The sequence below is a fragment of the Candidatus Pseudoscillospira sp. SGI.172 genome (assembly GCF_050313575.1).
Lineage (GTDB): Bacteria > Bacillota > Clostridia > Oscillospirales > Oscillospiraceae > Vermiculatibacterium.
Genome location: NZ_JBNPLQ010000006.1, coordinates 1 through 20,618 on the forward strand (window position 1 = coordinate 1; position 20,618 = coordinate 20,618).

Sequence of the window (20,618 nt, forward strand, 5' to 3'; positions counted from 1 at the left end):
GTGGATGGATGCGGTGTCCATCTACATCATCCCGGTGGGCGCGCTCATTTCGGCGGTCATCTTCTTCTGGATCATGGGGGACGGCTTTGCCCGCTCCCAGGTCCAGCTGGGCCGTCAGAGACCCCTGGGCAAGTGGCTGGAGCCCATGGGAAAATATGTGTTCTGCCTCATCACGGCGGCAGTCATCCTTCTGGGCATTTTCTGCGGCGGTATCTGAATCAAAAAAACGGGCCCGGAGACGGTTTTCGTCTCCGGACCCGCATTTTGTCATTCCTGTCCCAGAATGACGATGCCCACCGCCGCCACGGCGATGACCAGGTACTGGGATTTGGTCAGCTTTTCTTTGAGAATGAGGCGGCTCCACAGCAGGGAGGCCACGCAGTAGGAGGAGATCATGGGGGCGGCCACGATGGGGTTGGCCCCGATGGCAAAGACGTAGGCGAACTGGCCTGCCGTCTCGCACAGAGCCGCCACGACCTTGGGCTTCTCCCGGGAGATCTTGAGGGGCTGCTTCTTGACAAGGACCACGTAGATAAAGGCAAACACGGCCATCAGCAGGAAGGTCAGCTCGTAGGCGATGTTGGCCTGCTCCTCGGCAATGACGGTGTCCAGCAGCAGGGCGTCGGCAAAGGTGCCCAGGCCGTCGATGAGGCAGTAGAGCAGCGGGAAGGCGATGGCGATGATGCTCCGGCTGTGCTTGACGTCTGGGGTCAGGCCCTCGGAGGCGCGGAGGGCATCGTCCTTCCGTTTTTCGATGACCGACAGGGCGAACACGCCGGCGCAGACCAGCACCACGCCGAACAGCTGTAGTCCGGACATGGTCTCGCCCAGGAAGAAGAAGCACAGCAGGGCGGCCACCGCGCCGGAGGAGTTGCACACCGGGGAGGACACCGACAGCTCAATGTAGCGCAGGCCCACATAGCCCAGGATCATGGACAGAATGTAAAGGGCTGAGGCGGGGAGGTAGGTGATGATGTCGGCGGGGGAGAAGGGGGTGCCGGTGGCGATGAGGAAAAGGGCATGGATGCCCATGACCGTGCCCACCGCCATGACCATCTTCCAATGGCTGTATTTGTCGTCGGGCCTGGAGCCCATCTTGGAGAAGAGATCGGAGCCGCTCCAGAAGAGGATGGCAATGAGCGAGAGAAGAAACCAGTTCACAGGGAAAACGTCCTTTCAAATCAACTTTATTTATTGGTTCAAAAAGGACGGGGCCGGAGGCGGCCTGCGGGGGAACCGGGTGTTGTGCCAGCATTGAACACGTTTGGCAGGTCTTACTATCACAAGGCAGGCGCCTCCTTTCATCGGCCGAAAGACCGGTAACGATTTATTATATCAAAGGATGGCGTCTCTGGCAATTCTATTTTGACAAATTTCGTCACAGAATGGGCTGTTCTTCCGCGCCCAGGCGGGAGGCCAAAAGCCCCACCGAGCCGTCGGTGGCCGCCGAGAGGAGGTAGCGGTAGACTCCGGCCTTTTGCTCCTCGTACAGATCCAGTTTCTGATAGAGCTCCTTGTAGTAGTCAAAGGTCATGCGCTTGGTGGCGATGGTCCTGCGCAGGGTGGACTGAGTGTTCACCAGGCTGTCCCCCCGCTTGCGGTAGTAGTAGAGAGGGCGGGGCACCGCTGTGATGAGGCGGGCGTACTCGATGTAGTCAAGATTGAAGAGAAAGTCCTCACACCAGTTCACGCCCGCCGGGCAGCGCAGCCGGTGGGCCTCCACGATGGAGCGGCGGTAGAACTTGTTCCAGAGCACGCCGTAGTAGTAGTTGGCGGGGGCCTTCATCATCTGCTCGGCAAAGTCCCGGCGGGTGAGGACCCGCTCCGTCTTGATATGCCCCCGCTGGGCCACCCGGTCTCCCGCCACCCGGTAAAAGTGGCTGATGACCAAATCTCCCCCGGTGCTCTCCGCAGCGTGGACAAAGGTGTCTGTGGCGTCGGGAGTGAGCCAGTCGTCCCCGTCCAAAAACTGTAAGTATTTCCCCCGGGCCTGATCCATGGCCCGGTTCCGGCTGTCCGAGACGCCGGTGTTTGGCTTGTCGATGAGCCGGAAACGGCTGTCGGCCCGCTCGTAGGAGCGGCAGATGTAGGGGGAGGCGTCGTCACTGCCGTCGTTGACCAGCAGCGCTTCAAACTCCCGGTAGCTCTGGGCCCGGATGGAGTCCAGACACTGCTCCAGGTAGGGGGCTACGTTGTAAACTGGGACAAGAATGGATACCAGCGGTTCTCCCATAAGGGCACCTCGCATTTCAAAAAGTCATTTCTGCTATTGTAGTATGTTCCGGCCCCCGCCGCAAGCCCCCAGCCAAAAGTTTGTGAGGAGGAAAATTTCTCTTGACAAGATTAGAATATTTGAATATAATAAAATTAGAAATTGGAGGTGATCCTGTGGAGGAGGAATACCGGGCGGAAGCGGAGCTTCTGAAGGCTCTGGCCCACCCCGTGCGGCTGGAGATCGTCCACGGCCTGTTGTGCTGCGGCTGCCGCAACGTGGGGTGCATGGTGTCCCACACGGGACAGTCCCAGTCCTGCGTCTCCCAGCACCTGGCCCGGCTCAAGGCGGCCGGGGTGGTGAAGGCGGAGCGGGCCGGCAACGAGGTCTACTACGAAATCGACGACGCCAGAGTGCCGAAGCTGCTCTGCGCCCTGTTCCCGAAGGAGGGAGAAAAATGAGTTACGACATTCTGGTCATCGGTGCCGGGCCCGCCGGGCTGTCCGCCGCGCTTCAGGCCCGGGTCAGGGGCAAATCGGTGCTGGTGGTGGCCGGAGACGACCGGGACAACGCTCTTTACAAGGCCCATCAGGTCGACAACTACCTGGGCCTGCCCGGCCTCACCGGCGCGGAGCTGCTGGACCGCTTTGCCGCCCACGCCAGAGAGACCGGCGTGGAGCGGCGGACCGGCCGGGTGCTGGGCGTCATGCCTGTGGGGGACCGCTTCTATGTCAGCATCGACTCCGACATGGAGGAGGCCGGGGCGGTGATCCTGGCCCTGGGGGTCAGCCGGGGGAAGAAGTACCCCGGCGAGGCCGAGTTCCTGGGCCGGGGTGTGAGCTACTGCGCCACCTGCGATGGCGCGCTCTACCGGGAGAAGCGGGTGGCGGTGGTGGGGCTGAGCGCCGACGCCCCCGAGGAGGCCGCCTTCCTCAAACAGCTGGGCTGCCAGGTCACCTATGTGGCCGCCAAACGCCCGGAGCACCTGGAGAACGACATTCCCTTCGTCAAGGGCGTAAAGCTGGAGATCCGAGGGGAGAAGGCCGTGACGGTCCTGGAGGCCGACGGGGAGGAGATCCCCTGCGACGGCGTGTTCCTCCTGCGGCCCTCCTTGGCTCCGGCAGACCTGCTGCCCGGACTGGAAACAGACGGGGGCTACATCACTGCGGACCGGGACGGACGGACCAACATTCCCGGTGTGTTCGCCGCCGGAGACTGTACCGGCCTTCCCCTTCAGGTTTCCAAGGCCGTGGGGGAGGGGCTGGTGGCCGGACTCCGGGCCGCCGAATATTTGGACCAAACCAGACAAAAATAACTGCGACACAAAGAAAGGAAGATTTGAGTATGGCACTGATTCATTTTAACGAGGCCGGTTTCGACAAGGCGCTCCAGTCCGACAAGCTGATGATGGTGGACTTCTGGGCCACCTGGTGCGGCCCCTGCAAGATGCTCACCCCCGTCATGGAGCAGCTGGCCCGGGAGTATGAGGGCAAGGACGTCATCATCGGCAAGGTGGACGTGGATGAGGAGACCCCGCTGGCCCAGCGCTACGGCGTCATGAGCGTCCCCACCGTCATCTTCTTCCGCGACGGCAAGGAGATCGAGCGCAAGGTGGGCGCCATGCCCCCCGCCGCCTACTCTACCGTCCTGGACGCCAATCTGTAAGATGCGGATCATGGCAATCGACTACGGCGACGCCCGCACGGGCGTCGCCGTCTCCGACCCCACCGGCCTGTTGGCGGGCTTCACCACGGTCATCCAGAGCCGCAAGCCGGAATTCGTGGCCGCGGAGTTGGCCCGTCTGGCCCGGGAGCAGAGGGCGGAAGAGCTGGTGATGGGCTTCCCCCGGAACATGGACGGCACCGAGGGCCCCCGGGCGGAGCTCTGCCGCGCCTTTGCCCGTCAGGTGGAGGAGGCCGCCGGGATGCCGGTGCGCCTCTGGGACGAGCGGCGCACCACCGTGGAGGCCCACGCCATCCTCTCCGCCGCGGGAAAAAAGACCAAACAGCACAAAAAGAACGTGGACGCGGTGGCGGCCACGCTCATTTTGGAGGGCTATCTGACCTATCGCCGCACCCATCCGGACTGACGCCTTTCCCGACGGGCCTGCGGAACAGCTCGGACAGGCCCACACAGATGAGAAACCCGCCGAAGAGCCGGTGGAGGAGCGCCGTGTCCAGCGCGGTGGCTGCCCAGGCAGCCAGAGCGGTTCCCACCAGCCCGGAGAGGACGGCGGGGAGGAGGACGCTTCGCTCCACGAACCCGTTTTTCACGTGGGCTGGGAGGGCCATGGCGGCGGTGGGAAGGAAGTAGAGCAGGTTGATCCCCTGGGCCAGCGTCTGGGGCATCCCCGCAAAGACAGTCATGTAGATGAGCAGAAGGGTTCCGCCCCCCACGCCGAAGCCGGAGAGCACCCCCGCCGCCAGACCGGCCAGAAAGGCCGCCATCAGGAGAAAAACGCGGCCCGGACGCCCGCGTAGAGAATGAGCAGGGCAAAACCCCGGCGCAGCCAGGTCATGTTCAGCCGCTTGAAGAGCACGCCCCCCAGCGTTCCTCCCGCCAGACCGCCCAACAGGTAGGGAAGGGCGGCGGAGAGGGCCAGCCCGCCCCGGAGGAAGTAGATCCCGGCGGACAGGGCGCACAGGGGCAGGATGACCGCCACCGAGGTGGCGAAGGCCCGCCGGTCCCCAAGGCCCCTCCAACGGGCCAGGAGAGGCACCAGAAGCATCCCGCCGCCCCCGCCGAAGAACCCGTTGATGAGCCCGGCGGCGCCGCCCGCTACAGCAGAGCGCAGCTTGTTTTTTTCCATTGACACGCAGAGACCCCCTCCCGCCGTAGTTTGGGCGGGAGGGGGTCTTTTTATCCGTGTTCGATCCCAGTCAGGCGGAGAATGGTGTCTCCCGCCAGCATGAGTCCGGCGCAGGAGGGAACCCAGGCCACGCTGCCGGGCACACTCCGGCGGCCGGGCGGGGGCGCCTCCCGATCCTCGGGACGGCGGGGGGCCTCCGGGGACCAGAGAACCCGGTGGTGGAGAATGCCCCGGTTCCGCAGCTCTTTGCGGATCACCCGTGCCAGGGGACAGCCCTCTGTCTTGGAGAGGTCGGTGATGCGGAACTGGGTAGGGTCCAGCTTGTTGCCGGTGCCCAGGGCGGAGACGATGGGCACCGACCGGCTCAGGGCGGTCTGGATCAGATCCAGCTTGCAGGAGACCAGGTCGATGGCGTCCACGATATAGTCGTATTCCACAGCGAAAAAGGTCTCCCGGTCCTCCGGAGTGTAGCGGTAGAGAAGGGGATGAACCTTGCAGTCCGGGGCCAGGAGCGCCACCCGGCGGGCCATGGCCTCGGCCTTGGGCTGCCCCACAGTCTCCCGGGTGGCTTCCAGCTGGCGGTTGAGGTTGGAAAGCCCCACTTCGTCGCAATCGGCCAGGGTCAGCTCTCCCACACCGGAGCGGGCCAGCGCCTCCACGCACCAGCTGCCCACACCTCCCAGGCCCAGCACCGCCACATGGCTGCGGGCCAGCTTCTCCATCGCCTCTGCACCCAGCAGCATCTCGGTGCGGAGAAAAGCTTCGTCTCCCATCATTCACATACCTCCTGATAAAAACCGCCCCGCGGAAGCTCTCCCGCGGGGCGGTCTGGGTTCAATGTTACGCCGCCGGGCTCTTGGAAACCTCGGGGGCAGCGGACTCAGCCGCGCCGCTCTCGGCGGGGGCCTCGGACTCGGCTGCACCGCTCTCCGCGGGAGCCTCACCGGCGTCGGAGATGGTGTTGGCCTGACCGACATACTTCATGCCGTCGGCGGCAGCGGCCTCCACGTCGTCGGTGATGCCGGTCAGCCATTCGGCCTGGTCGGCAGACTGCTTGGCCGAGATGGCCAGGCTCTTCCAGTAGGGCTCCTCCGTCTTTTCAAAATAGACGATGTGCCAGCCCTGCTGTCCGGACTGGGTGTTCTCAATGAGCTCCACATCGCCGCTCTTGCGGGCGGGGTCGAAGATCCACTGGTCAAAGGCGTCGAACATCTGGCCCTGACGGACAAAGGTGTACTCGCCGCCCTTGGAGACGGAGCCGGGATCCTCGGAGTTCTCTCTGGCCAGCTTGCCGAAGCTCTCCTCGGTGGCCTCGCCGGCCTTCCACTCGTCCAGGAGGGACTGGGCCTTGGCCTTGGCGGCGTCCATCTCCTCCTGAGAGGGTACCTTGCTGCCTTTGTCGTCGGTGGTGTCGGCGTCGCTGGTCTCCGCCTTGATGAGGATGTGGCGGATATCCACGGTGGGGTCCTGTACCAGAGTGCGGTCCAGGAAGAGAACCACGGTATAGCCGTTGGAGGTCTCCAAGGCTGTGACGTCTCCGGACTTGCGGGCGGGATCCATCAGCCAGCCGGCGATGGCGGAGGCGTTCTGGGTGAGCACACTGCCCTGGACCTTCTCATTGAGGGAGTAGCCGGCGTCGGCGTAGTTCTCCTTGGCGCTCTCGGCCACGTAGTTGGGGGCGGCGGCGATGAAGGCGGCCTCCCGGTCGGAAGCGGCCCGGATCTCGGCCACGGCGGCGTCGGCGCTGGCCTTGGCGGCGTCCATGGCGGCCTGTTTCTCCTCGTCGGTGGCCGTGACGGTGTTGCCATCGGCGTCCTTCACAGGATCTCCGTTGGCGTCGGTGGGATCAGCTGCGGTACCGTCGATCTGAAAGGAACGATAGGTGTAGCTGTCCAGATCGTTGGGGTTTTCGTTGTAGTAAGCCTGGAGCTCCTCGTCGGGGTAGGAGAGGCTGTTCTGGTGATACTGCTCGTACTCAGAGGCCAGTACGGCCTTTTCCAGGTTGCGGGCAAAGACCTTCTCAGTGACTCCGTTCCCATAGACCTGAGCAAAATAGGAACTGCGGGTCAGGCCGTTCTGGGCACAGACCTTGTCGATCTGGGCAAAGGTGTCGTCGATCTGGGACTGTCCATCCTCAGAGAGGGTGTATCCTTCGGCTGCGGCAGCCTTACACAGCGCGGCCACCTGCTTGAGGCTGTCCAGTCCGGTCTCCCGGAAGTAATCGGCGTAGGTCTTTCCATCGGCCTCACTGTACCACTGCTCGCCGTCTCCCTTGGAGGGGTCGTAGCCGGTGGAGATCCCATAGGCGGAATACATCTGATACATGGAATACTGGTTGTTGCGGGCCTGCACATAGTAGTACTGGAGATCGGGCACCTTATAATCGGTTCCGTCCACCGTGGCCGCCGTGGCGGTCTTGACCCAGAAATTGGAGTTCCACACAAGAAGGGCGGCGGCAGCCACCGCGCAGACCACGCCGACCACTGTGTAGGCGGTTTTCTTCTGCTTGGCAGCCTGGGCCTCGGCGCGTTCTTTGAGCTCCCGCTGGGTGAGACCCGCAGTCGAATCGCTCTTGCGCTGCTGTTTTTTATCGGATGCGCTCATGCAGTTCAGTCCTCTCATTTTTACCTGTCAGGAAGGGGTTTCCTGAAAGCGGCGCTTCCTTTGCGGGAAGCGTTTTACGCAAGTTGTTATTATACAGGAAAACGCTCTTTCTTGCAAGCCCCAAACGAAATGGGAAAAAGAAAAACCGCTGTAAACAGCGGTTTTAAGCCGTATTTGGAGGAAAAAATAAAGATCCCCCGCCTTAGCCGTGTGGACCCATTTAAAACCTGCACGTCTCCGGCAGGTGGGTTGCCTCCGCACCGATTCACCGCTTCCAACTTCCGGCAGATGCCGGGAGGCCTGCGATCCGCGGCGCGAGTGAGCGTCCCGTTTCATAAATGTGGGTTTAAATAAGACCCATCACGCACCAGGCAGGGGAACAAGCCTTTTTCAGTTACTCCTCGTCGCCGTCTTCGTCCTGGAACAGGTCCTCCATGAACTGGTCATAGACCTCCTGGAGCTCCTCTTCACTGTCCAGGGTGGACAGCTGCTCCTCACCGTTTTCCGCAACGACCTTCAGGATGATAAGCCCGTTTTCCTCTTCGTCGTCGCCCTTCTCCTCGCCCTCCGCGCCGGTGTCCGCAGGGAAGAAGGCCATGTAGACCTGTCCCTTGTACTCAATGGTGTCTACGTGCTCCAGCTCGAATTCATTTCCGTCCTCATCGGTGATAGAGACAAAATCGGGACCGTATTCCTCGCTCATGCAGGACGCCTCGCTTTCTCATTGTCTTGGGTGTTTTTATTGTACCCCGCTGTGCGGAAAAATGCAAGTCGGGTCTTTTGAAATTTTTACCGCGCTTTTTAAAATATGGGTCATTATCCCTGAAATGTAAATAATTAGGGTGGACAAACGGTCAACTCGTGATATAATGTAAAAATCGGTTTCTTCTGTCGTGACAAGGAATCACATCAGACCACCATTTCCGGAGGTGTCAAAGTGGCTGAACAACATTCGAACCATCCGCAGAAACGTCCCGCCGAGGGGACTGCCCGCAGGCACAAACGCGGGGGCGCCCATCGCGCCCTGACGGTGATCGGCACGCTTTTGCTGGTCTTTGCCATCACATGTTCCTTTCTGGCGTGCTTTGCCGCGGTCTACATCAAGACCGTCATTCTGCCCCAGACCGAGCTGGACGTGGCGGACTATCCCATGAATCTCTCCAGCACCATCTATTATACCGATCCAGAAACGGGGGCGGTGTCGGAATACGAGACCCTGCACGGGGATCAGAACCGCGTCTGGGTGGCCTATTCCGAGATCCCGCAGAATCTGATCCACGCCGCCGTGGCCATCGAGGACCGGCGCTTCTACGACCACCACGGCGTGGACTGGATCCGCACGGCCAAGAGCATCCTCACCATGTTCACCGGCGGGAGCATCCAGGGCGGCTCCACCATCACCCAGCAGCTCATCAAAAACCTGACCACCTACGACGACGTCACCGTCAAGCGCAAGGTGCTGGAGATCTTCCGCGCCCTGGAGTTTGACAAGAAGTACTCCAAGGAGCAGACGCTGGAGTGGTACCTCAACTATATCTACTTTGGCCGCCGGAGTTACGGGGTATACACCGCCTCCTACGCCTACTTCGGCAAGAGTGTCGATCAGCTGAGTCTGGCCGAGTGCGCCAGCCTCATCAGCATCACCAACAACCCCTCTCTCTACGACCCCTACACCCACCCCGACCAGAACAACTACCGCCGGGGACTGGTGCTGGACGCCATGTGCAAGGAGGGCTATATCTCCGAGGCGGAGCGGGACGCCGCCAAGTCCGAGGTCCTGACCTTCCAGAGTGCCAGCGCCGGGGACCAGAACAGCACGGTCTACAGCTGGTACACCGAGCAGGTCATCACCGACGTGACCAACGACCTCATCAAAACCTATGACTACTCCGAGACGGTGGCCCGGGATCTGGTCTACTCCGGCGGCCTGGAGATCTACGCCTGCGTGGATCCCAAGATCCAGTCCGCAGTGAACGAGATCTACTCCAACGTGGAGAACCTGCCCTACACCTCGGCCTCCGGCCAGCAGCTCCAGTCCGCCATCGTCATCGTGGACCCCCGGGGCAACGTGGTGGGCCTGTCGGGCAAGATCGGAGAAAAGACGGCCAAGGACACCCGTGGCTGGAACCGGGCCACCCGGACCATCCGGCAGCCCGGCTCTTCCATCAAGCCGCTGGCTGTCTATGCCCCCGCTTTGGAGATGGGGCTCATTACCCCCTATTCCGTCTTTGAGGACAGCCCCCCCATGCTGCTGGAGAACAGCCCCTGGCCCTCCAACGTCAACCACCGCTACACCGGGCTCATGACGGTGTCCAACGCGGTCACCAACTCCACCAACACCGTGGCGGTGCGGGTGCTCCAGAAGGTCACCCCTCAGGTCGCCTTCGAATACCTGGAGGACAAGTTCGGCGTGGACCCCAACCACCTGGTGGTCAGCCGGATGATCAACGGCAAGGAGTACTCCGATATCGGCTACTCCCAGATGGCTTTGGGCGGCCTCACCGACGGCGTGTCCACCCTGGACATGGCGGGGGCCTACTCCGTGTTCCCCCGGGACGGGGTGTATATCAAGCCCCGCACCTACTCCAAGGTGGTGGACTCCAACGGCAAGGAGCTGCTCACCCAGGAGACCGAGGGCAAGGCTGTGCTCAAGGAAAAGACCACTTATTATGTCAATCAGATGCTCAAAGACGTGGTGAACGACGGCTCGGGCACCTACGCCAGCTTCCCGGGCATGACCATCGCCGGCAAGACCGGCTCCACCAACTCCAACAACGACCGGTGGTTCGTGGGCTACACGCCCTACTACACGGCGGCAGTCTGGGTGGGCTACGACAACCCGGAGCGGGTCAAGGCCTCCGGAAACCCGGCGGCCTCCCTGTGGAAGAAGGTCATGAGCCAGGTCCACGAGGGGCTGGAGAACAAGGACTTCACAAAGCCGGAAGGACTGGTGTCCGTATCCTACTGCCTGGACAGCGGCCTGAAGGCCACCGACAAATGCAGAAGCGACATGCGGGGCAGCCGGGTGGCGGTGGGTTACCTCTTCCCGGAGGATGTGCCCACGCAATCCTGTGATCTCCATACCATGGTGGAGGTGTGCACCGGCTCTCCCATCCTCAACGACTCGGGTGAGCCCACAGGCCGCTACCACCTGGCGGGGGAGTTCTGTCCGGAGACCTCCACGGGGGATGACGGCGAACCCGTCAAGGGCCGCACCAGTGTGGCCGTGCTGAATCTGACCCGGGAGTACCTGGGCGGTGTGATCCCCGAAGACGACGCCTATCTCCTCCGTTCTGTGGAGGCGGCTGGGACCTGCACGGTCCACACCAGTGAGATCTCCGAAGAGCCGGAGCCCTATGATCCTTCCCAATTCGACATCACCGATCCCTCCACCTGGCCCTCCGAGGAGCATGATCCGGAGTTTGACCCCGGAGACCCCTCCACCTGGCCCACAGCGGGGGGACATCCCTCGTCTCCCGAGCCGGGGGAGAGCGGGTCCCACACTCAGGAACCCACCCATACGCCGAACACCACTCAGCCCCCCGCCGCACACACGCCGGAGCCCTCGCAGTCGGCGGGCGGGGGAGGGGAGGATCCGCTTCTTCCTCCCGGGGCCTGATTCAAAATTTCTCACGAAGGGACACGCTTTTGCGTGTCCCTTCGTGATTTTTGTCAATTCTCCCCCATCTGCGTCCCCGAGAAATTAGCGGGTATTTTGAAAACTCGTCATTGCGTTTCGTAATGTACTGTGCTAAAATATATCACATCGTACAAACAAATGACTTTCATATACGGACACATTCGGGGAGGGCTTGCATAAGATGGGAAAACTGCCGCAATATTTTATCGTGGACGCGGACGCGCTGCCCGAGATTTTTCTCAAGGTGGCTGAGGCCAAACGGCTACTGGAGACCGGCGAGTCCGGGACGGTCAACCAGGCGGCCCGGCGGGTTGGGATCAGCCGCAGCGCCTTTTACAAGTACAAGGACTCCCTGCGGCCCTTCAACGACATGCTCAACGGGCGCATCATCACCTTTCAGATCCTGCTGAAAAATGAGCCCGGCGTTCTCTCTGCGGTACTGAACATATTTGCCCGCAGCGGGGCGAACATCCTGACCATCAACCAGAGCATCCCCGCCGGGGGCAGCGCGGTGGTCAGCGTGGGCACGGAGACCTCCGGTCTCACCATGACGGTGGAGGAACTGCTGGGCCAGCTGGGACAGGAGACCGGGGTCGTCCGGTGTGAAATTCTGGCTGGCTGAGCGCAGCCGTGGTCAGACAGCCCGAAAGGAGAGAATTCGATGGCAAAGGTAGCGATCCTGGGGTTCGGCGTGGTGGGGTCTGGCGTGGCGGAGGTCCTGCGACGCAACGGCCCACACATTGATGAAAAAATACATTCCGCGGTGGAGCTGAAATACATTCTGGACGTCCGGGACTTTCCGAACAGTCCCTTCGCGCCGTACGTCGTCCACGATTTTGCCCAAATCGAGGGCGATCCCGAGGTGGATATCGTGGTGGAGACCATCGGCGGAGCCACGATCGCCCGGGAATTCACCGAGCGCGCGCTCCGTGCGGGCAAGAGCGTGGTCACCTCCAACAAGGAACTGGTGGCCGAGCACGGCTACGAGTTGATGCGCCTAGCCCAGGAGCACGGGGCCAGCTATCTCTATGAGGCCAGTGTGGGGGGCGGCATCCCCATCATCCGGCCGCTGAAGCAGTGCCTGGCCGCCAACGAGATCACCGAGATCTGCGGCATCTTAAACGGCACCACCAACTACATCCTCACCCGGATGATCCGGGCGGGGCTGCCCTTCGGGGAGGCACTGAAGGAGGCCCAGGCTAACGGCTATGCCGAGCAGGACCCCACCGCCGACATCGAGGGCCACGACGCCTGCCGGAAGATCTGCATCCTGGCCTCTCTTGCCTTCGGCCGCCACGTGTACCCGGCTCAGGCCCCCACCGAGGGGATCTCCGGGGTGGCCCTGGCCGATGTGGCCTACGCCGAGTCCTGCGGCCGGAAGATCAAGCTGCTGGGCCGGGCCATCCGGGGGACGGACGGAAAAGTCCGGGCCTTTGTGGCCCCTCACCTGGTGGACGGGGAGAATCCCCTGGCCGGGGTGGAGGATGTGTTCAACGCCATTACGGTCAAGGGCAACGCCATCGGCGACGTGATGTTCTACGGCAGGGGCGCGGGCAAGCTGCCCACCGCCTCGGCGGTGGTGGCCGACGTGATGGAGGCCGCCCGCAGCATGGACCGGCCCAAGTATCTGGACTGGGGCCCCGGCGGGGAGGATGTGGCGGTGCCGCCCGACGATGTAGCCAGCGCCTGGTACGTCCGGGCGGAGGCCTCTGCCGAGCAGGTCCGCGCCGCCTTCCCCGATGCGTCCTTCCTGGCCCGGGCCGGCGCTCCGGCCGGGGAGACCGTATTTCTCACCGCGGGAACCCTGACCCGGCCGGCCCTGGATGGGAAATTGACCGCGCTGACGCCCCGCTCCGTGTTCCGGATCCTGACCGACTGACGGCGGGCCGCCTCCCGGCATAAACTAGACCGTAAGCCTACAAGGGGGTACTTTCACATGGGACTCATTGTGCAAAAATTCGGCGGGAGCTCTGTCGCGGACGCAGACCGCATCCGCAACGTGGCCCGTATCATCACGGAGACTTATAAGCGCGGCCACAACGTGGTGGCCGTCCTCTCGGCCCAGGGTGACACCACCGACGACCTGATCGCCAAGGCCGCAGAGATCAACCCTCACGCCTCCAAGCGGGAGATGGATATGCTGCTGTCCACGGGAGAGCAGATCTCCTGTTCCCTCTGTGCCATGGCCGTCGAGGCCATGGGTCTCCCGGTGGTCTCCCTCACCGGCTGGCAGGCGGGGGTGCAGTCCAACTCCAGCTACGGAAATGCCCGCATCAACCGCATCGTCACAGAACGCATCCTCACCGAGCTGGACAGGCGATGCATCGTCATCGTCACCGGCTTCCAGGGGATCAACAAATACGGCGACATCACCACCCTGGGCCGCGGCGGTTCGGACACCTCGGCGGTGGCGCTGGCCGCCAGCCTCCACGCTGATCTCTGCCAGATCTACACCGACGTGGACGGCGTGTATACCGCCGATCCCCGGCTGGTCCCCGGCGCCCACAAGCTGGATGAGATCACCTTCGATGAGATGCTGGAGCTGGCCACTCTGGGGGCCCAGGTGCTCCACAACCGCTCCGTCGAGATGGCAAAACGCTACAATGTCAATCTGGAGGTCCTCTCCAGTTTCTCCGGAAAGCCGGGGACAAGAGTCAAGGAGGTCGTGAAAATCATGGAAAAATCCCATGTCAGCGGAATCGCAAAGGATAAAAATGTAGCCCGTCTGGCTCTGGTGGGCCTGGCCGACGAGCCTGGCATCGCCTTCCGGATCTTCTCCCTGCTGGCCCGGGAGAAGATCAACGTGGACATCATCCTCCAGTCCATCGGCCGGGGGGACAAGAAGGACATCAGCTTCACAGTGGCCAAGAGCGACGCCGGGGAAGCCACCCGTATTTTGGAGGAAAACCGGGAATACATCGGCTTCGACCACATCGACGTCAACGACAAGATCGCCAAGGTCTCCATCGTGGGGGCGGGCATGATCAACAACCCCGGCGTGGCATCCTCCATGTTTGAGGCCCTCTTCAATGCGGGCATCAACATCCATATGATCTCCACCAGTGAGATCAAGGTCTCCGTCCTGGTGGACCTGGACGACGCCGATCGGGCGGTCCAGGTGGTGCACAACAAGTTCTTCGGCGAAGTGGAGCTCCAAAGCGCCCTGTAAAGGGTGCGGAAAGACCTCCCGCCGCGGCATACGCCGCGGCGGGAGGTCTTTTTTCTGTTCCGGTCACCGGGAGGCCCGGGACTTGCGGGCGGAAGCGGGGGGGCGATCCAGAAGCTGGCACGGGTTGGGTTCAACAAAGCGGATGAGAAAGACCTCGTAGATCCGGACCAGCAGATTCCACTCATCCTTGCCCATGACGCCGGTCTCCTTCAGATTTCCCTTGCGCTGGAGCCACTTGGTGTTGCGGACCGAGCCGCCTGCGTGGAGTCCGTCCACGGGGACATTCTCCACCTCCTCCAGCGTGTGGCTCAGAGCGTTGAACATGGCCTGGATCATCAGCAGGTAGACACAGCGGTCTCCGGGGGAGAAGGTGGAGAGCCGGTCGGGGAACCCGTTGGTGAGCAGGGGGTTCTCCAGGTTCTGGGTGGTCCTGGCATAGGTCAGCACCACCGCATCCCAGGTGGCGTTGTCCACGGTGCCGGTAACGGGGAGACGGAACTCCCGCTGGAAGATCATCACCGCCTCCAGCGTCTCCTCTCCAAACAGCCCGTCGGGGACCAGCCGGGGGATGACGGGGTAGACATAGGAGATCTGCCGGAGCATGGCCTGGAGGCTCTTTACCGGCCGGCCCAGGTACTTGCTTTCGTCGAGCGCCATTGTTTAAAACCCTCCTTCCGTATCCCGGCTGCCCAGGGTCAGGGAATAGCCGGGGTATTGGGTCAGCCGGGTGGTGGTGCCGTAGGCGCTGCTGGCGTCAGCCCCGGCCGCCTTCTCCTGGGGGAAGAGGACCGGATTATCCAGCACGGTCTCCGACACCCCCTGGAACTCCCGGTAAAGGTAATCCCAGGTCTCTGCGTCCACCACGCCGGTCTCCGGCAGGTGTTTTTTATGCTGGAAAGCCCGCACGGCCTCCTCCGTCTCCGCACCGAACACCCCGTCCACCGTCACTGGGGGTATGGTGTCGTTAAACTGGGCCAGCATCGAGAGCATGTACTGGAGAATGCGCACCTTCTCCCCGGTGTCTCCCCGCTTCAGGGCATCGGGGTACTGGAAGGAGATGCCGAAATAGTCCTGCCCCTCGCTCACCAGCTCGGAGAGCTTTTTGATGCCCACGTAGAGATAGATCATCTTGTACCAGGTGGCCTCGCCCACGATGCCGTCAGAGGTGAGGTTGAAGATGGACTGGAACTTCCGCACGGCGGCCTCGGTCTGATCGCCGAACACCCCGTCCACCGGCCAGATCTTGGGGATGGCGGGGTAGTCCTGGGAAATGCGGTTCATGGCGGTCTGAAGAAAGGTGACGTTGGATCCGCTGCTGCCCTTGCGCAGCGGCGAGCCCGGGTAGGACTGCTGGATCCCCCGGATGGGGGCGTCTGTGACCAGCTCGATGTTGTTTCCGTAGTAGTTTCGCAGGATCTCCATGGAATCATATCCCTCCAAAGCCAGGTCCTGGCTGCCCCACTGGGACAGTCCGTCGCATGTGGTGGTGGTGCCGTTGCAGAACTTGGCGGAGAGGGGCTCCACGTTGCCCTGGCGGCGGATGTAGTCGGTGAAGATCTCATCCACCAGCTGAGAGATGTTCTCGAAGATGTTCCGCCCGGGGATGAACTTCTGATCCTGAGCGGTGGTGGAGGTGATCTGGAAGGGGTAGCCCCGGCTGCGGTAAAACTCGGTGTACACCCGGTTGAGGGCAAAGGAGATCTGTGCCAGGATGTTGGCCCGAAGGGCGGAGGGCTCCCAGGTGGGGTAGATCTCGCTGGAGGCCACGTTCTTGATGTAGTCAGGGAAGGAGACGGTGACGTTCTGCCCGCCGGAGCCCGCTGTGCCGATATGGACGGTGATGTACTCCGGGACGTAGGGGGTGGTGGTCAGTGCCATGGCATAGCCTCCTTATGTGAGCGGCTGGGGCGTGATCTGGACGATGTTGTAGGAGTTTCGGGGGATCTCGTGTTCGGCCATGGGGATGAGCTCCACCTCCTGAAGGGAGTTGACCCCGGGGAACACCTGGGCATCCTCCACGACCTCCTGCTGGTACCCGGGATGCTCCACCCGCAGGTCCACGGCGGTGAAGGGATTGACCGTTCCCGGCGTTTTGCTCTCCTGGGCAGGGGGCGCCGGAACTACGACAGGGGGGATCTCCCCGTTTTCATCGGTGATACGGACCGCCAGCAGGGTGTGTTTTTTGCCGGTCTGGCGCTGGCTGATGGCCACAGTGGCCCCAGCCACAGGGATCTGCGCCACGGAGGTATAAACCCGGGCGGAAATCGTTCCATTCTGGTACAAGCTTCATTCCTCCTTTTTTTATACCTATGCTGAGGGGTGAAAAATATTGACCAGCCCCTATCTACGGAGAAAATTTTTCATTTATTGTACGAAAGGGTGCACCTTTTCCCATATTTCCCGCAGGGATTGGAAGGAGGCGGCGACCCGGCCGCGGGCGGGTGTACGACCGCCTGCTGGAGCTGTGCGTCCCGGTGTGCTTTCGGGGGGAGAGCCAGCGGCAGGTCCTGGGGGCGGAGAAGCTCCGCTCCTTCCGGGCGCTGGCGCAAAAAGAGCCCCGCCGGGGCAAAGACCCAGACGGGGCAACCGGGGAGAATGAAAATTACTTGTCGAACGCCGGGTTGACGAAATAGACGTTTTTCTGGTCCATGCGCTCTTTGGCCAGCCGGACGGCCTCGCCGAAGCGCTGGAAGTGGACGATCTCCCGCTCCCGAAGGAAGCGAATGACGTCGCTGACGTCGGGATCGTCGGACAGGCGGAGGATGTTGTCGTAGGTGACCCGGGCCTTCTGCTCAGCGGCCATGTCCTCGCTCAGATCGCAGATGGGGTCGCCCTTAACTGCCATGGAAGCGGCTGTCCAGGGGAAGCCGGAGGCGGCGGTGGGATAGATGCCGGCAGTATGGTCCACAAAATAGGCATCGAAACCGCCGGTCTTGATCTGCTCTTCGGAGAGGCTCCGGGTGAGCTGGTGGACGATGGTTCCGATCATCTCCAGGTGGCCCAGTTCGTGCGTACCATGAGAATATATATGAGTATATTTTAATATGGCAGTTTGGGATATATGCGGATATTCATATCCCCGCCGCCGCTCCGACGATTCCGGTTTGTTTTTGTGTATTCCACTTTCTGAAGGACACGTTTCAGAAGGTCATTTTTTTCTTTTGGGCTCTGTGCCAGAGGGTAAGAGGCCAAAACAGTGCGGATCATAGGGGAGATCGCCGCCCGGGCCTTTTCCTGATGCTCCATATGCTGAAGCTCTATCGAGATCTGCTCAAGCTGCGTTTGGTTTTCCTTCTGCCGCTCCGAAATAGCACGACTGCGCTGCAAGAAAATCTCCGTCGAATAGATTCCCTGCTCCACCAGCTCATAAGCGCGCGCCTCCTGCGCGGCAAGCTGATCGTGCTCCTTTTGCAGCGCGGAGAGGGCTGCGCGGAGCGCGCCGGAAGAGTCACCCTGGGCCGGATCTGACTTTGTGGACTGATATTCCAGATCAAAGTTCTCCAGCCATTCCCTCATGGCCTGAAGGACGCCCTGCTCGACCACCACCAGGTTGGAGGCAACGGTGGGACAGTATGTATGCGGACAGAGCAGCGTCTCCTGCCGGCCGTTTTGATAGGGCCGCCGTACCATGGCGTGGCCACAGCTTCCGCAAATTACCAGGCCGGAGAGAGGATTCTTCATGGCAACCTGCTTAGGTCCGGGTCGGCTTGGATTGTCCAGCAGAAATTTTTTCACATCATCAAAGACCTCTTGGGAGATCTGCCCCCGGTGGCGTCCCGGATAGAGCGAGACATCCTCCTGGGAACTGCGTGGACGGGAGACGCGCACCTCTCCATCCACAACGGATTTTTTAGCCGGACGGTAATTGTGCCGGACCCAGCCGGCATTGACAGGGTTGATCAAAATCTCCCGCACCACGGCCGCCGTCCATTTTTTTCCGGACGGGGAAGGGATGGACATCTCGTTCAACTTGGTGGTGATGGCGGCGGAACCCATCCGGCGGGTGGTGCCGTCAGGCATGGGCTGCGGATGGCTGGCCCAGTAATACATGAGCTGAAGGACCTCGGAAGCCCCGGTGTCATCCGGCTCCAGCGTATAGCCCTTTTCGTGCTCCAGCTTGACTCTTCGCCAGCCGTAGGGGGCCTTGTTGGCAATCCATTTTCCCTCTTGGACGCTGAACAGGCGGCCGCGCTGGATCCGGCGATTAATAGCCTTGTATTCCCGGCGGGACATGAACAGGCCGAACTCCATGTATTCCTCGTCGTACTCGTCGTCCGGTCGGTAAGTCTTTTCCGGTGTGACAATCAGCGTGCCGCTGTATCGAAATGCCTGGGCGACCACGCCCTGATCAATGGTATCTCCGCGGGCCAGACGTGGGATCTCCATCACCAGGACGCCTTTCCAGGCTCCCTGCTCCACCGCGTCCAGAAGTTTTTGCATCTGTGGACGTTCCGCAATGGTGTCTCCGGACATGACGCCCTCTTCGTAGATGTAGGTCACATTGATCTGCATCTTCGCTGCCAAAGACAGCAGCGTTTCCCGGTGGCGCTTCAGTGTGTCCCCGGATCCCTGGGCCTCCATCTCCATATCCTTTCTGGATTTTCGGAGGTACATGCAGTATTCGTTGGAACTGTTTGTGCTAAAGGGCATAGGGGTCACCTCTTAATCTTTGTGATCAGTCATGTACACATTTGGAGCACGGGGTAAGCCCTCTCGCCGGCGCTTTGGAGAGCGTGGACTCGTAATAAGTGCCGCCGTTGCGGTTGGGATCGTAGTAGTACCGCTGTGGAAATACTGGACATCTGGGTCTCGGGGATCCAATCGGCCTTGGCGTTGAGCACAACAAGCGCTGCGACCGCGGCGAGGGGCGGGATGTACGTCGTCTCATATAAATTCTGGTTGATAATTATGCATGAAAAGCTGTGCGTAAAATCACTAATAAAATGTGGCGCCGCATATCTTCAGCGGGCGCGGATCTCATCGATGGTCTGAACTTTCCGCCTTGATCCTGTATAGCGGATGTCTGAGCCAGCAGATCACGATAATAAGTGGAATCGTCTGAATCGGATCGCGGAAACCGTAGACAAGGTAATCAGTATCATCAGAAATACCTTTGGACAGCAAGCCGCCTGCAGCAGAAATCAGCTTTTGTCTGCAGAGCAGGAGAAGGTAAAGGAACTCACGAGGGAAATTATCTTAAGGAAGAAACACAATAACTGAGATGCGACGGGTAACAGTATCGGTTCCAGAAAGCGTTGACAAAAGAATCCTTAACTCATTGAGGCTGGAATGGCCAACGAGTTTAGCAAGAAGGACAGCGCGCGAGCGCGGCATGGGACAAACCGCATTTTGAATAGGATTTTCTGAGGAGGTGGCAGTGATGATTGAGCCCCAGGGAAATTTGGTCAAGACCTATCATTTTAAAGATTGCACAGTAGAGGTCTATGACGCTGCCTACGCCGGAAAAACGGAGGCGGAGCTAGATCAGATCCGGCTGGAGGCCCGCCGGGTGGCCTGTGACATTGTAGACCGGGCGGCGGCCAGAGGGATCAAGGTGTAAAAAAACCTGCCCGGAAGGGCAGGCTCACGAAAGAGAGGGGGACGAGCTGTGGGTCTGTCCGTGGACGACAAGTTCTGGATATCGGCGGCGGCCCTGATTCTTTGGGCCGCTTGCCGAATCTAAAACCATCTGCCAAGGTAGAACGGAGATCGTCACCTGTAAAAGGGCGGAGTAGCCGTTGCTTTTCATTCCTGCGGGATATGTTGAATTGTATAAACATATAATGTGCAACTCAAATAGTTTGCCATGTTATTGGCAACGATGCAAGGCGGAGTTTGATAGAAGTAACAGCTTGCCATAGAACGGCATACCAATAATTAAGGAGAGAGTATATCCAAACCCTTATCATTGAGTTTTTCATAGGCAGAACTGAAGGAGACCAACATGATTAAGTCATACGCTGCATCGCGCACACATAAACTATTATTAAATTTTAAACCCAGTCCGGATTGTTGTTTATCTGGAATTGCGTTAAACGATCTGAAAAATCTTTCAAAAACAATCGTATTTATATGGCTGAGAAACAAAACTGGGCTTTGGTTTCATATTAACTCGGTTCGTGACGGTTTCGTGGATGGATATGCTTTAATCCAAAGTCAATGGATATATCAACGTATTCCAATA

General features: G+C 60.7%; 22 protein-coding genes, 1 other RNA gene and 1 pseudogene. 11 read left to right on the forward strand and 13 right to left on the reverse strand.

What is annotated here, in order from left to right; genetic code table 11:
• Positions 1-217: pseudogene (locus ACQRD3_RS03800) on the forward strand (sodium-dependent transporter); the annotation flags it as partial.
• Between the two features lie 50 nt (positions 218-267).
• Here the strand turns inward: ACQRD3_RS03800 and ACQRD3_RS03805 are convergent.
• Positions 268-1,161, reverse strand: a complete 894-nt coding sequence (locus ACQRD3_RS03805) for an EamA family transporter (protein ID WP_080908340.1) — start codon at positions 1,159-1,161, stop codon at positions 268-270.
• 217 nt (positions 1,162-1,378) lie between these two features.
• Positions 1,379-2,233 (reverse strand): glycosyltransferase family 2 protein, encoded by an 855-nt coding sequence (locus ACQRD3_RS03810; protein ID WP_427779963.1) that lies wholly within the window; start codon positions 2,231-2,233, stop codon positions 1,379-1,381.
• 155 nt (positions 2,234-2,388) lie between these two features.
• Here ACQRD3_RS03810 and ACQRD3_RS03815 point away from each other — a divergent pair, with 155 nt between their 5' ends.
• From ACQRD3_RS03815 to ruvX, 4 genes are read left to right on the forward strand one after another with little or no spacing between them, the layout of a single operon-like run.
• On the forward strand, positions 2,389-2,673 hold the full coding sequence (locus ACQRD3_RS03815; protein WP_080908342.1) for an ArsR/SmtB family transcription factor: 285 nt from the start codon (positions 2,389-2,391) through the stop codon (positions 2,671-2,673).
• On the forward strand, positions 2,670-3,527 hold the full coding sequence (locus ACQRD3_RS03820; protein WP_427779965.1) for an NAD(P)/FAD-dependent oxidoreductase: 858 nt from the start codon (positions 2,670-2,672) through the stop codon (positions 3,525-3,527). The genes ACQRD3_RS03815 and ACQRD3_RS03820 overlap by 4 nt, the downstream gene beginning before the upstream one ends.
• 29 nt (positions 3,528-3,556) lie before the next feature.
• Positions 3,557-3,877 (forward strand): thioredoxin, encoded by a 321-nt coding sequence (gene trxA / locus ACQRD3_RS03825; RefSeq protein WP_080908344.1) that lies wholly within the window; start codon positions 3,557-3,559, stop codon positions 3,875-3,877.
• Between the two features lies 1 nt (position 3,878).
• Entirely contained in the window at positions 3,879-4,301 is a 423-nt protein-coding gene (gene ruvX / locus ACQRD3_RS03830) for a Holliday junction resolvase RuvX (protein WP_080908345.1), read from the forward strand.
• On the opposite strand, the gene ACQRD3_RS03835 is transcribed toward ruvX, so the two are convergent.
• From ACQRD3_RS03835 to ACQRD3_RS03860, 6 genes are all read right to left on the reverse strand, one after another.
• Positions 4,255-4,659, reverse strand: a complete 405-nt coding sequence (locus tag ACQRD3_RS03835) for a sulfite exporter TauE/SafE family protein (RefSeq protein WP_080908346.1) — start codon at positions 4,657-4,659, stop codon at positions 4,255-4,257. The two genes, ruvX and ACQRD3_RS03835, sit on opposite strands and share 47 nt — an antisense overlap.
• Positions 4,659-5,021, reverse strand: a complete 363-nt coding sequence (locus tag ACQRD3_RS03840) for a TSUP family transporter (RefSeq protein WP_080908347.1) — start codon at positions 5,019-5,021, stop codon at positions 4,659-4,661. Before ACQRD3_RS03840 ends, ACQRD3_RS03835 begins: the two co-directional genes overlap by 1 nt.
• A gap of 50 nt (positions 5,022-5,071) precedes the next feature.
• Entirely contained in the window at positions 5,072-5,797 is a 726-nt protein-coding gene (locus tag ACQRD3_RS03845) for a tRNA threonylcarbamoyladenosine dehydratase (protein WP_198933315.1), read from the reverse strand.
• A gap of 64 nt (positions 5,798-5,861) precedes the next feature.
• Positions 5,862-7,625 carry a peptidylprolyl isomerase gene (locus ACQRD3_RS03850; RefSeq protein WP_427779968.1) on the reverse strand — a complete coding sequence of 588 codons (1,764 nt, stop codon included), beginning with the start codon at positions 7,623-7,625 and terminating at the stop codon, positions 5,862-5,864.
• A 190-nt stretch (positions 7,626-7,815) separates the two neighbouring features.
• Positions 7,816-8,006, reverse strand: a non-coding RNA gene (gene ssrS / locus ACQRD3_RS03855) — 6S RNA.
• Positions 8,007-8,019: 13 nt separating this feature from the next.
• Positions 8,020-8,328 carry a DUF1292 domain-containing protein gene (locus ACQRD3_RS03860; RefSeq protein ID WP_080908349.1) on the reverse strand — a complete coding sequence of 103 codons (309 nt, stop codon included), beginning with the start codon at positions 8,326-8,328 and terminating at the stop codon, positions 8,020-8,022.
• Positions 8,329-8,562: 234 nt separating this feature from the next.
• Here ACQRD3_RS03860 and ACQRD3_RS03865 point away from each other — a divergent pair, with 234 nt between their 5' ends.
• From ACQRD3_RS03865 to ACQRD3_RS03880, 4 genes are all read left to right on the forward strand, one after another.
• The gene (locus tag ACQRD3_RS03865) at positions 8,563-11,244 is read left to right on the forward strand and encodes a PBP1A family penicillin-binding protein (protein WP_427779970.1); all 2,682 of its coding nucleotides are present in this window, start codon (positions 8,563-8,565) and stop codon (positions 11,242-11,244) included.
• A gap of 202 nt (positions 11,245-11,446) precedes the next feature.
• Positions 11,447-11,887, forward strand: a complete 441-nt coding sequence (locus ACQRD3_RS03870) for an ACT domain-containing protein (protein WP_080908350.1) — start codon at positions 11,447-11,449, stop codon at positions 11,885-11,887.
• A 39-nt stretch (positions 11,888-11,926) separates the two neighbouring features.
• Complete coding sequence (locus ACQRD3_RS03875) at positions 11,927-13,144, forward strand: homoserine dehydrogenase (protein ID WP_427779972.1); 1,218 nt, start codon at positions 11,927-11,929, stop codon at positions 13,142-13,144.
• 57 nt (positions 13,145-13,201) lie between these two features.
• Positions 13,202-14,434: an aspartate kinase gene (locus ACQRD3_RS03880; protein WP_080908352.1), complete on the forward strand. Its 1,233-nt coding sequence runs from the start codon at positions 13,202-13,204 to the stop codon at positions 14,432-14,434.
• A gap of 63 nt (positions 14,435-14,497) precedes the next feature.
• Here ACQRD3_RS03880 and ACQRD3_RS03885 read toward each other — a convergent pair whose 3' ends face one another.
• From ACQRD3_RS03885 to ACQRD3_RS03895, 3 genes are read right to left on the reverse strand one after another with little or no spacing between them, the layout of a single operon-like run.
• Entirely contained in the window at positions 14,498-15,091 is a 594-nt protein-coding gene (locus ACQRD3_RS03885) for a peptidoglycan-binding domain-containing protein (RefSeq protein WP_080908353.1), read from the reverse strand.
• 3 nt (positions 15,092-15,094) lie between these two features.
• Entirely contained in the window at positions 15,095-16,312 is a 1,218-nt protein-coding gene (locus ACQRD3_RS03890; protein WP_427779975.1) for a peptidoglycan-binding protein, read from the reverse strand.
• Between the two features lie 12 nt (positions 16,313-16,324).
• Positions 16,325-16,717: a spore cortex-lytic protein gene (locus ACQRD3_RS03895; RefSeq protein ID WP_427779977.1), complete on the reverse strand. Its 393-nt coding sequence runs from the start codon at positions 16,715-16,717 to the stop codon at positions 16,325-16,327.
• A 158-nt stretch (positions 16,718-16,875) separates the two neighbouring features.
• Between ACQRD3_RS03895 and ACQRD3_RS03900 the strand changes: the two genes are divergently transcribed.
• Positions 16,876-17,067, forward strand: coding sequence for a hypothetical protein (locus tag ACQRD3_RS03900; protein WP_427779979.1), 192 nt, complete (start codon positions 16,876-16,878; stop codon positions 17,065-17,067).
• On the opposite strand, the gene ACQRD3_RS03905 is transcribed toward ACQRD3_RS03900, so the two are convergent.
• On the reverse strand, positions 17,037-17,495 hold the full coding sequence (locus tag ACQRD3_RS03905) for a manganese catalase family protein (RefSeq protein ID WP_427780064.1): 459 nt from the start codon (positions 17,493-17,495) through the stop codon (positions 17,037-17,039). The genes ACQRD3_RS03900 and ACQRD3_RS03905 overlap by 31 nt on opposite strands.
• Positions 17,474-19,084 carry a recombinase family protein gene (locus ACQRD3_RS03910; protein ID WP_427779981.1) on the reverse strand — a complete coding sequence of 537 codons (1,611 nt, stop codon included), beginning with the start codon at positions 19,082-19,084 and terminating at the stop codon, positions 17,474-17,476. Before ACQRD3_RS03910 ends, ACQRD3_RS03905 begins: the two co-directional genes overlap by 22 nt.
• Before the next feature lie 730 nt (positions 19,085-19,814).
• Here ACQRD3_RS03910 and ACQRD3_RS03915 point away from each other — a divergent pair.
• Positions 19,815-19,994 carry a hypothetical protein gene (locus ACQRD3_RS03915; RefSeq protein ID WP_080908359.1) on the forward strand — a complete coding sequence of 60 codons (180 nt, stop codon included), beginning with the start codon at positions 19,815-19,817 and terminating at the stop codon, positions 19,992-19,994.
• Positions 19,995-20,618: the final 624 nt, after the last annotated feature.

Coding starts and splice junctions, on each gene's coding strand:
- ACQRD3_RS03810 (WP_427779963.1), bottom strand. CDS start 2,233: ATGGGAGAACCGCTGGTATCCATTCTTGTCCCAGTTTACAACGTAGCC.
- ACQRD3_RS03820 (WP_427779965.1), top strand. CDS start 2,670: ATGAGTTACGACATTCTGGTCATCGGTGCCGGGCCCGCCGGGCTGTCC.
- trxA (WP_080908344.1), top strand. CDS start 3,557: ATGGCACTGATTCATTTTAACGAGGCCGGTTTCGACAAGGCGCTCCAG.
- ruvX (WP_080908345.1), top strand. CDS start 3,879: ATGCGGATCATGGCAATCGACTACGGCGACGCCCGCACGGGCGTCGCC.
- ACQRD3_RS03835 (WP_080908346.1), bottom strand. CDS start 4,659: ATGGCGGCCTTTCTGGCCGGTCTGGCGGCGGGGGTGCTCTCCGGCTTC.
- ACQRD3_RS03840 (WP_080908347.1), bottom strand. CDS start 5,021: ATGGAAAAAAACAAGCTGCGCTCTGCTGTAGCGGGCGGCGCCGCCGGG.
- ACQRD3_RS03845 (WP_198933315.1), bottom strand. CDS start 5,797: ATGATGGGAGACGAAGCTTTTCTCCGCACCGAGATGCTGCTGGGTGCA.
- ACQRD3_RS03850 (WP_427779968.1), bottom strand. CDS start 7,625: ATGAGCGCATCCGATAAAAAACAGCAGCGCAAGAGCGATTCGACTGCG.
- ACQRD3_RS03860 (WP_080908349.1), bottom strand. CDS start 8,328: ATGAGCGAGGAATACGGTCCCGATTTTGTCTCTATCACCGATGAGGAC.
- ACQRD3_RS03870 (WP_080908350.1), top strand. CDS start 11,447: ATGGGAAAACTGCCGCAATATTTTATCGTGGACGCGGACGCGCTGCCC.
- ACQRD3_RS03875 (WP_427779972.1), top strand. CDS start 11,927: ATGGCAAAGGTAGCGATCCTGGGGTTCGGCGTGGTGGGGTCTGGCGTG.
- ACQRD3_RS03880 (WP_080908352.1), top strand. CDS start 13,202: ATGGGACTCATTGTGCAAAAATTCGGCGGGAGCTCTGTCGCGGACGCA.
- ACQRD3_RS03885 (WP_080908353.1), bottom strand. CDS start 15,091: ATGGCGCTCGACGAAAGCAAGTACCTGGGCCGGCCGGTAAAGAGCCTC.
- ACQRD3_RS03890 (WP_427779975.1), bottom strand. CDS start 16,312: ATGGCACTGACCACCACCCCCTACGTCCCGGAGTACATCACCGTCCAT.
- ACQRD3_RS03910 (WP_427779981.1), bottom strand. CDS start 19,084: ATGCCCTTTAGCACAAACAGTTCCAACGAATACTGCATGTACCTCCGA.
- ACQRD3_RS03915 (WP_080908359.1), top strand. CDS start 19,815: ATGATTGAGCCCCAGGGAAATTTGGTCAAGACCTATCATTTTAAAGAT.